Origin of the sequence: Tychonema sp. LEGE 06208, from assembly GCF_015207505.1 — a bacterium.
Lineage (GTDB): Bacteria > Cyanobacteriota > Cyanobacteriia > Cyanobacteriales > Microcoleaceae > Microcoleus.
In genome coordinates this window covers 1-16,228 of the sequence record NZ_JADEWT010000057.1, presented here as the reverse complement: position 1 = coordinate 16,228, position 16,228 = coordinate 1, and the positions used below count along the sequence as shown (strand labels likewise).

Genomic DNA, 16,228 nt, shown 5'->3' with positions numbered 1-16,228 from the left:
TTAATCTCTACTTCTTTCCTTCACCCTGCGACTTCAACTGCCCCAAAAGCTGCTTATAATCCACTCTGTCAGGGTTCAACTTCACCAACTTCTCCAAAGGCTCGATCGCCCCCACCTTATTATTCATCTCCAACCGCACATTTGCCAACCCCTCCAGAGCCGTCTGATTCTGAGGTTCCCGCTGCAAAACCGTCTCATATCCCCGTTCCTGCGCCGCCAGCAGAGACTCCTGAGAAACTGCCACAGGCGCCTGCTTTTGGTTGTGCCGACTGCTCAAACCGCTGGTGAACAGATTTATGAGTCCAAACGCGGTCGAACCCCCAAAGGATACGATCGATACTAAGGTCAAAATCTGCTTAATTCGATCGCCCCGATGAACCCGACGATCGCTAGATTTTTTCTGTATACTTTCCATTGCTAACCCTTAGCGCGGCTGTTTTCCAGGCACTCGTACAAAGCACCTATTTCTAGATTGCCCAAGTTCGATCGCAAAACGATCGCCCCTCCCATTTAAAATTTGAAGTTTTTAGCACATACACAAAATCAAATATTTGTCAAGTTTTTCAATCCAATCACCTATTCTAGTTACCATTAATTCGATCGCGCGCGCGGTTTGTCCGCACCTTCAAATTTCATCGGGATTGATACCCTGACTTCTTAAATACTCTGCAAGTCGATCGGCCCGCTGTTGTTCCTGTTCGGCCCGCTGTTGTTCCTGCTGAACCCGTTCGACACCCCACAACAACAAATTCCCATTCTCATCCCACCAGCGCAACCAATAACCCTTCCTCTGAGATTTTTCTCCTTCCCAAACCCCCAAAAATAAATTCATTGATTCTATCCAAAATCGCTGATTAGCATCCGGTTGTTGCAGTTCATATTCTCCCGACTCTGAGAGTCTGTAAACTTCCAAAATTCCCAGCTTAGGCTCAAAAATTACATAAACTGGCACTTGCAAAATTCGCTCGTAAAACCGCCATTTTCCGTAAGGATATGTCGGTTTTGTGGAATATTCGCTGCCATCAGGATCTGATAAAAATTCCATCACTACTGCCGGTACTTCTCCCTCAGCATTGGGAGTATAACTGCGGCGAATTTCTCCAGATTCGGCGGGCAATACCGAGGGTACGTAAACCCAATCCGGTGCTTTTACTATTGTTTTGTCGTTGACTTTAGCGCACAGTCCAAAGTTGGAAGCTATCAGCATTGAAGCTAAAATGAATCCTGCGACTTCCAAGGATTCTCTGAGGGCGGCTGCTAAAAGTGGCTGGTCGATGTTTTCCACAGGATCGTCTGGTAATTTGAAGTCTTCTGGTAATTTCTCCCAAGTTATAGTGTACTTGGTTTTGGTTTTAGTTTCGACAGGTTTCGATAATGTTTGGGTCATTGGTTTATGCTTGTGGTAGAAGTGATTTTATGGACGCGATAAATTTTTGATTAAAATTTTCTAACGATCGCCCTTTAACCCAAAAATTAGAGAACTCAAGAGCGATCGGGAAATCACAGCCATCTTAATTTTAGCGATTATTCAAGGTCTATTCACCAACTAACTCTCTATGCTGTGCGATCGGCTTTTCGACTGAGTTCGCGCTCGCCCCTCACCATTAGAAATTTGAGAGCAATTCCAGCAGACAACACAAAACCTAAGATTTGTCAATAATATTTAGCTAACAATAGCACGCGGGCGATCGAGATCCGTGAAGCGCGATCGCCCGCTTACTTTTTAGCCGTTACTCTCAGGCAATTCGCCAAACCGATCTCGATAACGCCCTAGCAAAGATTCGAGTTCAGCAGCGCGCTGACTTTCAGCTTCGGCGCGCTGACTTTCAACTTCGGCGCGCTGGCGTTCAGCTTCGGCGCGCTGGCGTTCAGCTTCGGCGCGCTGGCGTTCCGCTTCTAATGCCGAGGCTAATTCATCAGGAATCAGTAATTTTTCTCCATTATCTTCCCGATAAAAACCGATGAGTTTTCCCTCTATTTCAAAACGCAACTGCAGCACTTCACTGCGACTGTCAGTAATTAATTGATAGCTATCTTCCCGCAATCGATATCCCCGCAATTTTTCCGGTATCCATTGCCCTTTTGGGTCAAACAACCAATATTCTTGAATTTCTAAACTTTCGTACAATTCTTTTTTCGTAACTTTATCTTCCGACTGCGTACTCGGTGAAGTAATTTCAAAAACTACCTTCGGAACTTGCCCTTCTAACCAGATTTTATAATTATCTCTGCCTCCGGGTTCTACATCGTAGATTACCATGACATCCGGTGCAGTACGCAATTTTGGGAAACCTTCAGCATAATATAAAAACTGGTTAGCCAAAACGGTAGCGCGCTGTCCGCTCAGGTATTGCTTGAGGACTTCTAAAGTGGTTAGAATTGCATAAAGGTGGTCGTAAGTTTCTGCCACGGGTTTTCCATCCGCACTGGGGTAGATAATTTCAGATGATTTGAGGGTGGGAACGACTGTTCTCATGGTCGTGCTTCCTGTGAGTTGTAGTTCTATTATAAACCTTTTTTGCCTCTTACCAATGGGAGAATCTCACTTTTGTAACAAGCATTTTTTCGGAGTGCGAGCCTCCCCGCTCGTTTAGTTATGTATGAAAACGCGATCGGGGATGCTCGTTTAGTTATGTATGAAAACGCGATCGGGGACAGCACTATAAAGTAAAACTGAGATGCTCCCAACTAGCACTTGCAACATTCGTTCGTAAAACTGCCATTTTCCGTAAGGATATGTCGGTTTCACGGAATACTCAAACTCCTCATAATCCGACAACAATTCCATCGCTACTGCGGGTGCTTCTCCCTCTGCATTGGGAGTATAACTGCGGCAAATTTCTCCCGGTTCGGCTGGCAATACTGAGGGCACGTACACCTAATTCGGTGCTTTTACTATTGTTTTGTCGTTGACTTAGGCCTACATTCCAAAATTGGCAGCTATCAGCCTTGAAGCTAAAATGAATCCTACAAATTCCAAGGATTCTCTGAGGGCGGTGGCTAAAAGTGGCGGGTCGATATTTTCCACAATATCGTCTGGTAATTTGAAGTCTTCTGGTAATTTTTTCCAAGTTATATTGTACTTGGTTTTGGTTGAAGTTGCGACTGGTTTCGATAATGTTTGGGTCATATTTTTTGTTTTTAAATTCATTTTATTGTTTGAACATTTTGCATAAAATTTTAAGTTCGGAGTGTTTTTGTTACTAATTGAAACCTCTGCAAAGCTATATCCGTAACTGTAGTTTGTATGTTTTGCACCTTTTTAATCCTAAAGAAAAGCCCATTTTACCATGTTCGCGGTTTTTCAAAAATAACATTTTTTACTGAGTATTTTCAGTAGGATTTTGTTCTGATGTTATTGCAATTTTAGGAGGTGCAATAGGCAATTTGGGCTGTTTGTGCAAGCTGGGAAATCCCGGCTCTACTGATTGAGTTTCCACAGTGGTCATCGCATTTTCTTTCTCGGCAATGGGCGCTAATGTTTGAGCGATTTTAACTTGCTGTCGCAGTTGTTCTGTCGAACCCAACAAGCTTCCCAATCCTTTGAACAATTGGCGAATGTTGTTGCGGAGCTCCGGGTTTCCTGTCAATTCATCCACGTCGGAAGTAATTTTCTGCAGGTTTTGAAATGTAGCTCGTGCGGAATCTAGAGTTTGCTGCAATAATAGCAAAGTGGCGGGATTGTCGATCTGGCTGGATAAATTTCGTAAATTAACAGAAGCTTGGGCGGCATTGGCTGAGAGAATTTCTAAATTGTTCAGCAGTTGTCCTTGGTTGATGCGGTTAATTGTCGGGCTCAAACTGCTGACAGCTACCCGCAATTCTTGACTACTTTGATTGATGTTGTTTAAAGTCGAGACTAAACTGGCACGGTTGGTTACTACTAAAGCATTGAGTTGGTTGGCTGTTAATGTAATTTGATTGGCTGCTTGAGTTACTGAATTGGCAGAATCGATCGCAGCGGCAGATACGGCTTTTGTGGAAGTGTCGGCTGTAGCTGCTACTTTAGAAACATCTGCGGCGACTCCTGATATTTCTCCCTTGACCGATTGATTTAAACTGCTTGCTTCTCCTTTTAAGGATTGATTCAAACTGCCTATTTCGATTTGTAAGGATTTAGTTAAACTATTGGCTTCTCCTTTTAACGATTGATTTAAAGTTCCTAGTTCGTTGGTTACTGATTTACTTAAAGTGCCAACGTCTCCCCTGACGGATTGATTCAAGCTTTTTATTTCTGCTTTGGCAGTTTGAGTGAGAGCCGATAAATCTTGAGTTAGTTTAGCTGCACCTTGAGCTGTGTTGGCTGTATCCCGTGCAATTGATTTAATACTGTCGAATAGGGCGGGGTCGGTGTATAAATTAGCTAGGCGGACTGTGGAGCGAATTAGCTCGTCTAGACTGACTCCTGCTTGACCTTTTAAGCGGGAATTTTTGCAGATTATTGCAGGGGGACAGTCGGCACTAATGGGATTGGCGGTAAGTAATGAGTCTGGCAAAATTGAGTTGGGGGTAATGTCGATCGACGATTCGCCAATTAAACCCGATTTATTCGCTTCGATTAGCACATCGCGGGGAATGACTAAAGTGCCGGGGGCAATTTCCAGTGTGACGTCTACGCCGTTGGAGCTGGCTTTGAGGGCGGTAATTTTACCGACTGCAACCCCGCGATACCTGACGGGCGTGCCTATTTGCATTCCCTGGGCGCTGGCAAATTCTACGGCGAATTTGTAGCTGCGGTTGCCTAGCTGCACGCCCCGCAGCCAGAGGACTAAGCCTCCAAATAAGCCGATTCCTACTAAAATTAAGAATCCGACAGAACCTTCTCTCATCGTTCGCGATCGCATATTGCCTCCTGAGTCAGTAGTCATTAGTCATTAGTCATTAGTCATTAGTCATTGGTCATTAGTCATTGGTTATTGGTTATTGGTTATTGGTTATTGGTTATTGGTTATTGGTTATTGGTTATTGGTTATTGGTTATTGGTTATTGGTTATTGGTTATTAGTCGTGATTTTTAGGGCATGGCCCAATAGATTGTAGGTAGGAGTTTAATTGAGGGGCTAAGTCGTTAATGAGGGCTGTAAGCTCATTTATCTGTTGAACAGTTAAAAGGTTTCGAGTGTAAGCTCGTCTCAACCAGTGCTGAGTTTCGTTCAGAGAGGCTCTGGCTATTTTTACAAAGCGTCGATTGTCTTGATAGCTGCCTCGTCCTAGTCCTTCTGCTATGTTAGCACCGACGCTATCTGCTGAACGGACAATTTGTTTGCCGATCGTATCTTTGGCAAAAATATCCCAACTGTTAACAATTTTCCAGATCTCATCTGCTAATCGTTCTGATAATCTATAAACCCGCAATTCCTGAAAACTTTTGCTTGTCATATTACCCTCGTTCTTAATAATCGATGACCAATGACTAATGACCAATGACTGCTGACTAATGACCAATGACCAATGACCAATGACCAATGACTAATGACCAATGACCAATGACCAATGACCAATGACTAATGACCAATGACCAATGACCAATGACCAATGACCAATGACTAATGACCAATGACCAATGACTAATGACCAATGACTAATGACTAATGACCAATGACCAATGACCAATGACCAATGACTAATGACTAATGACTAATGACCAATGACTAATGACTATCCAATCAGTTGAATCGGCCCGGTAACGCTGCCGCTAAAAAATTGTTTAATTAATAAATTATCTGTGGTTGCAATGTCGCTGACGGTTCCCTCCCACTGCACTTTGCCTTGATAGAGAAATATGATGCGATCGGCTGTGCGGCGGATGGTACTGTCTTGGTGGGTGACGATCGCATAAGTGCTGCAAACTCCTTGAGCTTTCTGCAAGTCGCGGATTAAATCTTCAATTACCGTCGAAGCGATGGGATCTAAACCCGCCGTCGGTTCGTCGTACAGTAAAACCTCTGGATTATCCCTCGCATTATCGGGATTCGCCATGATGGCGCGGGCAAAACTTACCCGCTTCCGCATTCCCCCAGACAACTGCGCTGGATAGCGTTCGCCAATTCCCGGTAAACCCACCATATCCAACTTCTCCTCGACCAATTGCCGAATCCGGGGGCGCGGCAGCTTAGAATGCTGGTACAGTAAAAAACCGACATTCTCCTCCACCGTCAGCGAATCAAACAAAGCCGCTTGCTGAAACACCATCCCAATCCCGATCGGATCTGCCACGTCGTCTACCCATCCCACCCTGCGCTGTCCCTGAACGACAACCTCTCCGGCATCGGGGGCCAACAAACCCGCAATTATCCGCAAAATCGTCGATTTCCCCGTCCCGGAAGGGCCAATAATTGCCAGGGCCTCTCCCCGATAAATGTTCAGATCGACTCGATCGAGGATCTGGTTCTGGCCGAAGGACTTACTTACCCCTTTGAGTTCGATTAGCGGCTCAACCATAAGATGTTATCAATAAGTTGTCAGTCCTCAGTCATCAGTCTAGCTAATGACTGAGGACTCATGACTAATAATTAATGACTTAAATAGACTGCCAGAATCAAAACTCTCTTGTATTGTAAATTTGTCAGATTGAGCTGTTCCAATACCCTTAAGACTAATTAACCATGTCAATTAGTTCATTTCCTAAAGCCCTTCGCGTCTTGGCTAAAGCCAAGCAGGTTATTGCCCATTCCAGAAATCCTTACCCCCCTTCTTTGCGGAACGGGCGAGTTCACCAGTGGTTTAAGTGGTTGGCCCCCGGACTGTTGGTGAAACGGTGGCTGCTGATCAGTGCTAGCGGTGTGGTGCTTGCCACCTTGGGTTTAGCGATTTGGACTGGGATGACTCCGATTTTTTTCTTGTTGCAATTGTTGAGAAATTTTTTGACGTGGATTGCAGAAGTTATTCCCAATTACGTGTCGGGGCCGGTCGTGATTGCTGGCGGGATTTTGTTAATTTTGTGGGGGCAAACTCGCAGTTTGAACTCTATTACTCAAGTGCTGATGCCGGAAGGGAATGAGGAATTGGTCGATCGACTCCTCAACCACCGCCGCTTGCACCGCGGCCCGAAAATTGTGGCAATTGGAGGCGGTACCGGGCTTTCTAATTTGCTCAGGGGATTGAAGGAATACAGTGCCAAAATCACTGCTATTGTCACGGTGGCGGATGACGGCGGGTCTTCCGGGCGACTGCGGCGGGAAATTGGGGTGCTGCCGCCGGGAGATATTCGCAATTGTTTGGCGGCCTTGGCAGATGAGGAAAAGTTATTGACTGAGTTATTTCAATATCGTTTTCAGGCCGGTGACGGTTTGGTGGGCCACAGTTTTGGGAATTTGTTTTTGACGGCGATGAGCGATATTGCTGGAGATTTGGAACAGGCGATCGCCGCGAGTTCTAAAGTTTTAGCGGTTAGGGGAGAGGTGCTGCCGGCCACTCTGAGCGACGTTTCTTTGTGGGCAGAACTGGCTGACGGCAGGATAATTGAGGGGGAGTCCAGCATTACCGAAGCTAACGGAAAAATCGTCAAAATAGGCTGCATTCCTGCTAATCCTCCCGCTTTGCCCAAGGTGGCGATCGCGCTGAGGGAAGCGGATTTTATAATTATTGGGCCGGGGAGTCTTTATACGAGCGTGATTCCGAATTTGTTGGTGCCGGAAATTGCCGAGGCGATCGCCCGCAGCGAAGTTCCGCGCATTTATGTGTGCAATATTATGACTCAGCCGGGAGAAACTGACGGATACAGTGTTGCAGATCACATTCGGGCGATCGATCGCGCTTGCGGCCGGCCCCTGTTCGATGCTGTAGTAGTTCAAGGAAAAGTCCCTTCTGCAAAAGCCTTGATCCGCTATTCTCAGGAAAATTCCTATCCGGTAGTGCTCGATAGAGAAGCCGTAACGCAATTGGGCAGGCGAATAGTCATCGCAAATGTGATGGATGAAGATAAAAATACGGGTTTAATTCGCCACAATTCTCAAAGGTTGGCGGGAATGTTGCTGCGTTGGTACGGGCGCGCCCAGAACATTTAAGCTGTTAACTGTTAACTGTTAGCTGTTGACTGTTGACTGTTAACTGTTAACTGTTGACTGTTGACTGTTAGCTGTTAACTGTTGACTGTTGACTGTTGACTAACAACTGAGGGCGGGCACGGCGCACCGCCCCTACTAACAACTAACAACTAACAACTAACAACTAACAACTAACAACTAACAACTAACAACTAACAACTAACAACTAACAACTAACAACTAACAACCAACAACTAACAACCAACAACTAACAACTAACAACTAACAACTAACAACCAACAACTAACAACTAACAACTAACAACTAACAACTAACAACTAACAACTAACAACTAACAACTAACAACTAACAACTAACAACTAACAACTAACAACTAACAACTAACAACTAACAACCAACAACTAACAACTGATAACTGACAACTAATATGATACTTTCTCTTCCTGATTTTGAGGCTACGCGCAAGTTTGGTGTGGCGTTAGGTCGATCGCTCCCCGCCGGCACTGTAATCTTATTGCAAGGAGATTTAGGAGCCGGCAAAACCACCTTAGTGCAAGGTATCGCTGAAGGTTTGGGAATCTCCGAATCTGTGGAAAGTCCTACTTTCACCCTGATTAACGAGTATTTTGCAGGGCGAGTTCCGCTGTATCATCTAGACTTGTATCGACTGGAACCCGAAGAAGCAGAGGCTTTGCACTTAGAAAGTTATTGGGACGGATTAGAAATGGATTTGGGAATTGTGGCGATCGAGTGGGCAGAAAGATTGCCGTACAAACCAGATAATTATTTGCAAATTTATCTGAGTTATTGCGATAACGGGCGGCAAATTGAATTGATTGGCGATCGCCCATTATTAGATGGGTCATTACAGGGTTAAGAAAGGGCGATCGTACTTACTGCGGACGGTTGACAAGAATCAATTTGCCTCTCAAAGTTTCTTCACCAACAATAGCATCATTGATGCGTGTTGCCAACATTTCTACATTCCGATTTTTGGTACAAACAATAATACCAGAGTGGTCTAGCTGTTAGTTGTGCAGTCCGATAAAATCAAACCGATTGTAATGTCAAAACAGCTCTCTCTTTGCTTATAGCAAATGCTAGCACTTCTGGATCGGGAATCCCAAGTCCTGCTTTTCCTGCTTCCTGAACAGTCAGGACATTGTGACCAAAAGCGCGCAACAATTGGACGACTGGCAAAGGAAATTGTTCGTCGGCATACAAATTCAGCATGACTCAGGCTTCCTCATTCTTGCAGATTGCTTCTTCGATTTCCTCCAGATGTGCATCAGCATAAGTCCAAACATTCACTAGATCGGCAGCGCTGAGATGGGGATAAAATTGTAGAAGTTCAGAATCGCTTGAACCTTCACGGCGAAAACTTTCAAGCAGCCAAACTGGGATGCGAGTTTTGGCGATACAAGCATCGCCACCGCACACATCGGGAGTTTTCGTAATTCCCGGCCAGCTATGGTTCAAACTTTGAGTTAAAAGCCGTAGGACTTCGGCTTTTTCGCTGGGAGTTAAGACCAGTAGTTGTGTTTCTAGTTCTTTGAGGAGCATGGGTAATATCGCCTTTGCAATAGGAGAATATACAGTTATTTTAGCAAAAATTTTTTGAGTTAGGCTCAAAAATTGTCGCAATTCCAAAGATGGGGCAAGTCGGTATTGCAGACCGAACATACAAATAGGTTTTCTTTGATAATGTTCAGTTGGCTACACGCAGGACAGCGGCGAAATACAAACTCTATTGTAAATTTATCTGGACGATCGAGCGGTATGCGATCGAGAGATTCAGCCACTTGAAACCAGGATTCTGGTTCTGGACAAAAGCCTGTTGATTGATTGGTAATTTCTAGCACTTTCCAGCCGCGATTGCCGCCTCCAAAAAATATTTCTCCAGCCGAGAGTACAGGAAATCCGCCCGCACAAGCTATATGTTCTGAGTGGCGATCGGCGATGCAAAGATCGCCTTTTAAATCTACTACAAAAGTTGCTGCGAGCGAGCGAAAAATATTCAGCTTCCGGCTAGTTCTAGCAATCCATTTCTCTAGCTGACTGACTGAATCAATCTTAGTACCAATAGGAAAGTCAGCAACAGAAAGCCGAATTTCATTCGAGCCTACATATTGGTACAACTTTGCCATTACTGTCACCCTCGATCGGATTTTAACACTTTACCTGTATTCAAGCTGGCTCAGCGTCAAATGTCAAGGCTTCTCCCCTGACATTTGTATCTAATTTGCCGTTCTCAAAAACAACTTTTCCTCCCACAACAGTCACCACGGGCCATCCCGTCAAATTCCAACCTTCAAAGGAACTCCAGCCGCACTTACTCGCCATTTCTGCTCCGACAACCGGGCGGTATTTTTCCAAATCTACCAATACTAAATCGGCATCCAAACCCGGAGCAATTTTCCCTTTATTGGGAATTTTATAAGCCTTAGCAACTGCCGCCGACATCCAGTTAGAAACTTGCGCTACGGTACATTTTCCCTCGACTGCTTGCGTCAGCATCAAAGGCAAAGAAGTTTCTACTCCGGGCATTCCCGATGGCGTATTCGGATACTCTTGAGCTTTTTCTGCTAAGGTGTGTGGCGCGTGATCTGTGGCGATAAAATCAATTACGCCGTCGAGTAAAGCTTGCCAAAGTATTTGGTTGTCTTTGGGTTCGCGCAAGGGCGGATTCATCTGTGCTAAACTGCCAATTTTCTGATATGCACTGGTATTTAACAACAAATGCTGTGGTGTTACTTCCGCTGTTACCCAACTCGGTTTTTCCTGGCGCAAAAACTCGGCTTCATCGCCTGTTGAAAGGTGCAGGATGTGCAATCGGCGCTGATATTTTTTAGAAAGTTTTACGGCTAGTTGAGTTGCTAATAAGGCTGCTTGATTGTCTTGAATTTGCGAGTGTACGGCGATATCGGAAATGCCGGCAAATTCCTGACGGCGCTGATTGATTCTAGCTTGATCTTCGGCGTGTACTGCAATTAGCCGATCGCCCTTGGCAAAAATCTGCTCTAAAGTTGCTTCTCCATCCACCAACAACTGGCCGTGCATCGAACCCATAAATACCTTAATCCCCGGAGTCGGATTTGCATCCAACAAATCCGGCAAATTCTCCGGCGTTGCACCAATAAAAAAGCCGTAATTGACCAAACACTTCTCGGCAGCGCGGCTTAATTTATCATCTAAGGCCGCTTGGGTGGTAGTTAAAGGTCGCGTATTGGGCATTTCCAAAAACGATGTCACGCCGCCTTTAGCGCAGGCACAACTAGCGGTAAACAAGTCTTCCTTGTGTTCCAAACCCGGTTCGCGGAAGTGTACCTGCGGGTCAATTACTCCGGGTAACAGAGTTAAGCCGATCGCATCTATTTCGCGATCGGCCGATGCGGCAATTTCGGGAGCAACCCGAACAATTTTGCCATCGCTAATTAGTACGTCCCCTACCAAAAACTCGCCGTCTGGTAACAAAATGCGAGCGCGGCGGATTAACAAATTTGATGTGGTCGGCATAAGTTATAATTGAGATCGGTAATGTGTGTGGAAACCTGCAACAAGTTTATCCTTAAAACAGTTGGAAAAATAGTAATAAATCTAACTAGGTTTGGGAAAATTTTTAATTTGTCGGGTGCGAATTGGGTGCGTTACTCAACGACATAGTATAAAAACTTACCCGTCGAACACAGATTTGGCGGGTTTCCTCAAAAAAACTCCGAATTAAGTCTATAATTTATATCCAGCTCAGTCACTTAATACTTATGACTCGTCTAGACAAGTCAGCCGACGACAAACCCCCGCAAAATACCGACGAAAATCCTTGGATTGAAGGAATTAAGACGATCGGCTTAGCAGCATTCTTGGCCTTTGGCATCCGCACCCTAGTGGCAGAAGCTCGTTATATTCCTACCGGCTCGATGCTCCCAACTCTACAAATTAACGATCGGTTAATTATAGACAAGGTGAGCTATCGATTCCAAGACCCCCACCGAGGAGATATTATCGTATTTATGCCTCCCGATTCGGCGAGTTTGTGCACGGGACAGCCTCCGCCGATCAAAGATGCCTACATCAAGCGAGTTATCGGGCTTCCGGGGGACACTGTGGAAGTCAAAGACGGAAAAGTTTTTATCAACAAGCAGCCGCTACAGGAAAAATATATAGAAGAAATTCCGCAGTATCCCTACGGGCCTGTAGTTGTATCTCAAAATTCTTACTTGGTGCTCGGCGACAACCGCAATGCAAGCTGTGATAGCCATTATTGGGGCTTTGTACCGAAGCAAAATATCATCGGTAGGGCGATCGTCCGTTTTTGGCCTCTCAACCGCACAGGCTCGATCGATCCCACGCCGCTTTATCCCGCCAAAAATTAGCTACCATTCAAATCCTCGGCGGTTTCAACCGCCGGGTTTGTGAGTTAATGCGTGATATCAATTTCGGTTGCATCAGAATTGTTCAAACCGTCAACAGTCAAAAGTAAACAGTTAACCGGAACAGCTTATCATTGCAGCAGATTTAATATGCTGTTTCGCGATCGATCGCTTTCACAACTTTGTTATACATCTCCTCTGCTTCTTGCGGCGAATTGCCGATACTCGTCAATCCCAATTTGCCAAACTCCGACAAACAACCCATTAAATGAAACACGCTCCCCGTCTCAGTACCGCTATCAAAATGCAGTTGATTGTCAGCAATAATATCCATCAAATCGTTCGGCAACAATCCCCGATACCGCTGTTTTTTCAAATTGTCCGAAGCGACATAATATTTCGGACGGCCCTGCTGGCTGTAAAACAATCCCGTAGTGCGATCGTAACGACCGTTTGTTAACAGCTTCAAAGCCATAAACGGATGAGTTGTCCCTCCTTTTCGCAAATTAATTTCTATTGCTTGAATATCCCATGTGCCGTCATCTTGTCGCACGGCAACAGCATCGACTCCAAATCGCTCTAAAGCACCTTTATCAGCTAAATTTTTCCCCACTTTCCACCCCAATTCTTGCAACGCCAGCCGATAGGATTCATCAGCCGGAAATTGGCAACCCAAGAAAATTTGATTGTCCGGGCCTCCTAAAATCTGGTCGTGGGTTGAGAGAATCTCTACTTCGCCGCTGGGGACGATTCGACCTTGAACGCTGGGCGATCGCTTTTCTTCTCCTTCAATAAATGCTTCGGCAATTGCCCCTAACTCGGGAATGCGGCTGCTGAAATTTTCCCAGGTTTCGCCTGTGGATTGAAAGCGCAAATTATGGAAGCTATCGCCAATTGCTTTAACTCTTTCTGGCGGCGCTTTGCTTGCGATCGGTTTGAGGTCTAAAATTGCATTTCCTTCCCCCGAAAAACCTTCATTTAATTTAATTACTATCCGCTGCAAATGCGGCTGCCTTTCCCACAAATCGGCCGCAACTTCCGCTAAATCTTCCGCATTCCAAACCAACTCAGAACCGTCAGGATAAGCCACGCCACATTCTTTAAAAATCTGCCTGCTGCCGCTTTTGGTTCCCCAGTAATGCAGATCCGGATCGCTGCCCCACAAAGGAATTCCCAATTTAACAGATAACTCGCGTTCCAAAGCCGTCGAGTTGTAACAAACCATATAAGATTTTGTCGGCCGCACTGCTTGACGGATGCGCTCCATCAACCGGGGGCGGTCTAAAATTTTCTGAGTCAGGGATTTAGCAGAAGCATCGTAAGCACAGAACAGCAAAAGGCGATCGCGCGCGTGAGAAAATGGAATACCAGGGAGCAATTGCAGGTAATAATCCACAATCATTGGGTGCAGCGGTTGCGAGGTAATGTAAATTAAGCGCGTGCGGGGATTTCGCAGGCGAATTAATGAAAACAAATGCCGCTCTTCATAGTGGTAAGCACCCTCAACTTTCTGCATTTCTTGCTGGTCTAAGCTGAGAGACGGAATGATGATGATGTCACAATCATCGCTGTCAAATTCTTCGCTCGCTCGCCAATGTTCGCGTAATTGTGTTTGAAGATTGCGAAATTGCTGTGCGGATTCCGAAGATGAATTCTTTAACTCTTTCATGGCGTTTAATCCTAATGATTCAAATAATGCTTGCTAATAGTGTAGGGTACATCATCCCAAATACCTGAGACAACTCAAACAGTTTTTTTTTGACGCACCTGATGGATGATTGAGGACACAAATGCACAATAGTGACTTATATTTATTCCGTCAATTATTTGTAATAAAAATTATTTGTAGTGAGGAATGTAAGTCCTTTGACGAATGCGGACTAAAGTGTTCGCTACGAACCAATTTTATTATGTCGTTCGATCTGACACGATATTAAGGTGCGTTTGTTCCAATATTTGAGGCAAATCAAACATATTTTTGCTGACGCACCCTAGGGATAACTAAGAAGCTCGCCGCACTCGAAAAAGTCTGGCATATTCCAATATAGGTTCTAGTCGCCGTTGATTTTGCTTGAGTGCCGAGATCAATTTTTCCGAAGGGCGGAATACCAGAGGAGCCGAATATTTTTTCAGCATTTCCCTATCTGGCGACTGGCTCAGCAGCATCAGCCGTACATCTTTGTCAAGCAAATAACTCAGAGAAAGCAAATCTCCCATGTTAGTAAAATCGTTCCCGCGATCGCTAATTACAATTGTATCTTTAATCGACCTATTAGCTATCGCTTCTTTGTTAATATTTTTCGCAACTTCAGCATTAAAATAGCTCAAGTCTTTGCTCCACGAAGTATCAGAAACCGCACTGAGCGTACAGGATGCTATACTTGCTGTAAATATCCCGGCTAAAACGACTTGCCAAAACCGCTGCTGAGTTTTCAGATGACTCGCGAGCAAGTAAGCCACTGCTAGCTGCACTCCTGGAAAGCAAGAAATGAGATAGCGGCTGACGGCGGAACGTTTGCCACCGAGAATTAGATCGGGTAAAGCTAGTATCAAAAAAGGTACAAAAATTGATGTTAAGATAAACAGCTTAGTTGAATTGCTAGTTTGGCGACATATTTTGTAAATGGCTGCGGCAATTAATAGCAAAAATGGCAATCTCAGCAGATAAGTCCATATATTGTCAAAGCCGAAGTCGAAGTCAAAAAATAAGGCTGTAAAGCTGAGAGTCCACAATTTTGCTAGATACAGCCAACCAGGAGATACTCGCGTCCAATCTGTCGTTGCTGAAGCTCGTTGGAGATTGGTAGCCAGCACGTAAATCCACGGTAGATACAAGATTAAAGCTGCTGTTACTGCTAAGAAAAATTGAGAATTAGTAAGGTGACTTCGCAATTTCTTTTTTTTAACAAACAGCCCGGAAGAAATGATAAAAACTCCGTGTCCGATGAGTGTTAAACTGAAGAAAGGGTGAGTGTAGAAGCCGATCGCGATCGCCAGCGAGTAATAGGCCCAATTTTGCCAGCCCCGCAACCGCACTGCTCTCAACAACAGCCAACTGCTGCCAATAACTACGGCTGTCAGCAAACTGTACTGCCTTGCTGTTTGGGCAAACAAGATGTCAAAGGGAGATAAAGCTAACAGTGCTGTTGCTACTAACTGCACATTTTTTGAGGCGAAAAGTTCCTGAGCTAAAGCGTACATCAAAGGCAGCGACAGCAAACTCAATATGGCTGGCAAACTGCGGGATGCTGCTAGAGAACTGCCAAATTGTTGCATCCACCAACGAGCCATGAGAAAGTACAAAGGCGGATGTTGTGGGTCTTCTAGTGCTAAAGAATGAATTGTGTCTGCTGCTGTACTTCCCGGTTTAATCCGCTGATATTTCTGCAATTCTGGTGCGGGAATAATTCGGTTTTGGAATAGTTCGTCGTCGATTTCTTGCCTGGTGAAACCAGCGGCGCGGATTGATGTGTAAACTTCGTCGTGCCAGTAAAGTTTGCGATCGAGCTCGAAGAACCGAAATCCGATTCCTAGTAAAATGCCGATCGCCAATAAGCCGATCGGCAACCGGGAATTTTGAGAATTAACAGATGTGTCTTGAGGTGTTGTATATGCCATGCTTGTCCTTATTGTGGCGATCGTCCTAGAAACAGCGCAGATCGACTTTGGGGACGATCGCGCCACTACGCTCAGAAAGCGGGTTTTTTAGCTGGTTTGCCTGCTGCAACCCGTGTATTGCTCTGCAAAACCCCGGTTTCTCTCCACCCCCGTTTGGGTTCTGGTAAGCTGCTGTGCATTTAAATTGTATATTTCGACGATCGATCAAAAATCTTCTCCCCCATCTCCCCATCTC

At 45.1% G+C, this 16,228-nt stretch carries 17 protein-coding genes; 3 read left to right on the top strand and 14 right to left on the bottom strand.

Annotated elements, in window-relative coordinates; translation table 11 throughout:
- Window positions 1–7: 7 nt before the first annotated feature.
- The 8 genes from IQ263_RS16055 to IQ263_RS16020 form a co-directional block, all read right to left on the bottom strand.
- Window positions 8–415 carry a tetratricopeptide repeat protein gene (locus IQ263_RS16055; RefSeq protein WP_194068315.1) on the bottom strand — a complete coding sequence of 136 codons (408 nt, stop codon included), beginning with the start codon at window positions 413–415 and terminating at the stop codon, window positions 8–10.
- Between the two features lie 210 nt (window positions 416–625).
- Window positions 626–1,387: a Uma2 family endonuclease gene (locus IQ263_RS16050; protein ID WP_194068313.1), complete on the bottom strand. Its 762-nt coding sequence runs from the start codon at window positions 1,385–1,387 to the stop codon at window positions 626–628.
- 336 nt (window positions 1,388–1,723) lie between these two features.
- Window positions 1,724–2,476: a Uma2 family endonuclease gene (locus IQ263_RS16045; protein ID WP_194068310.1), complete on the bottom strand. Its 753-nt coding sequence runs from the start codon at window positions 2,474–2,476 to the stop codon at window positions 1,724–1,726.
- Between the two features lie 150 nt (window positions 2,477–2,626).
- A complete protein-coding gene (locus IQ263_RS16040) occupies window positions 2,627–2,878 on the bottom strand; it encodes a hypothetical protein (RefSeq protein WP_194068308.1) in 252 nt (83 codons plus the stop codon).
- Between the two features lie 42 nt (window positions 2,879–2,920).
- Complete coding sequence (locus tag IQ263_RS16035) at window positions 2,921–3,130, bottom strand: hypothetical protein (protein WP_194068306.1); 210 nt, start codon at window positions 3,128–3,130, stop codon at window positions 2,921–2,923.
- A 190-nt stretch (window positions 3,131–3,320) separates the two neighbouring features.
- Window positions 3,321–4,868 (bottom strand): MlaD family protein, encoded by a 1,548-nt coding sequence (locus IQ263_RS16030; protein ID WP_228050097.1) that lies wholly within the window; start codon window positions 4,866–4,868, stop codon window positions 3,321–3,323.
- A gap of 132 nt (window positions 4,869–5,000) precedes the next feature.
- On the bottom strand, window positions 5,001–5,378 hold the full coding sequence (locus IQ263_RS16025; RefSeq protein ID WP_194068304.1) for a four helix bundle protein: 378 nt from the start codon (window positions 5,376–5,378) through the stop codon (window positions 5,001–5,003).
- A 279-nt stretch (window positions 5,379–5,657) separates the two neighbouring features.
- Window positions 5,658–6,440: an ABC transporter ATP-binding protein gene (locus tag IQ263_RS16020; protein WP_194068302.1), complete on the bottom strand. Its 783-nt coding sequence runs from the start codon at window positions 6,438–6,440 to the stop codon at window positions 5,658–5,660.
- A gap of 164 nt (window positions 6,441–6,604) precedes the next feature.
- On the opposite strand from IQ263_RS16020, the gene IQ263_RS16015 reads away from it, so the two are divergent.
- Together IQ263_RS16015 and tsaE are read left to right on the top strand one after the other, a co-directional pair.
- Entirely contained in the window at window positions 6,605–8,005 is a 1,401-nt protein-coding gene (locus tag IQ263_RS16015) for a gluconeogenesis factor YvcK family protein (protein ID WP_194068300.1), read from the top strand.
- A 427-nt stretch (window positions 8,006–8,432) separates the two neighbouring features.
- Window positions 8,433–8,882 carry a tRNA (adenosine(37)-N6)-threonylcarbamoyltransferase complex ATPase subunit type 1 TsaE gene (gene tsaE, locus IQ263_RS16010; protein ID WP_194068299.1) on the top strand — a complete coding sequence of 150 codons (450 nt, stop codon included), beginning with the start codon at window positions 8,433–8,435 and terminating at the stop codon, window positions 8,880–8,882.
- A gap of 173 nt (window positions 8,883–9,055) precedes the next feature.
- Here the strand turns inward: tsaE and IQ263_RS30120 are convergent, their stop codons facing one another.
- From IQ263_RS30120 to IQ263_RS15990, 4 genes are all read right to left on the bottom strand, one after another.
- Window positions 9,056–9,238, bottom strand: a complete 183-nt coding sequence (locus tag IQ263_RS30120; RefSeq protein ID WP_442922516.1) for a DUF5615 family PIN-like protein — start codon at window positions 9,236–9,238, stop codon at window positions 9,056–9,058.
- 3 nt (window positions 9,239–9,241) lie between these two features.
- Window positions 9,242–9,568 carry a DUF433 domain-containing protein gene (locus IQ263_RS16000; RefSeq protein ID WP_194068297.1) on the bottom strand — a complete coding sequence of 109 codons (327 nt, stop codon included), beginning with the start codon at window positions 9,566–9,568 and terminating at the stop codon, window positions 9,242–9,244.
- Between the two features lie 65 nt (window positions 9,569–9,633).
- Window positions 9,634–10,152, bottom strand: coding sequence for a hypothetical protein (locus IQ263_RS15995; protein WP_194068295.1), 519 nt, complete (start codon window positions 10,150–10,152; stop codon window positions 9,634–9,636).
- Between the two features lie 40 nt (window positions 10,153–10,192).
- A complete protein-coding gene (locus IQ263_RS15990; RefSeq protein WP_194068293.1) occupies window positions 10,193–11,521 on the bottom strand; it encodes a dihydroorotase in 1,329 nt (442 codons plus the stop codon).
- Between the two features lie 245 nt (window positions 11,522–11,766).
- Between IQ263_RS15990 and lepB the strand changes: the two genes are divergently transcribed.
- Window positions 11,767–12,378 (top strand): signal peptidase I, encoded by a 612-nt coding sequence (gene lepB / locus IQ263_RS15985; RefSeq protein WP_194011705.1) that lies wholly within the window; start codon window positions 11,767–11,769, stop codon window positions 12,376–12,378.
- A 142-nt stretch (window positions 12,379–12,520) separates the two neighbouring features.
- Here the strand turns inward: lepB and IQ263_RS15980 are convergent, their stop codons facing one another.
- Together IQ263_RS15980 and IQ263_RS15975 are read right to left on the bottom strand one after the other, a co-directional pair.
- Window positions 12,521–14,044, bottom strand: coding sequence for a peptide ligase PGM1-related protein (locus IQ263_RS15980; RefSeq protein WP_194068291.1), 1,524 nt, complete (start codon window positions 14,042–14,044; stop codon window positions 12,521–12,523).
- A 332-nt stretch (window positions 14,045–14,376) separates the two neighbouring features.
- Window positions 14,377–15,993, bottom strand: coding sequence for a glycosyltransferase family 39 protein (locus IQ263_RS15975; RefSeq protein ID WP_194068288.1), 1,617 nt, complete (start codon window positions 15,991–15,993; stop codon window positions 14,377–14,379).
- Window positions 15,994–16,228: the final 235 nt, after the last annotated feature.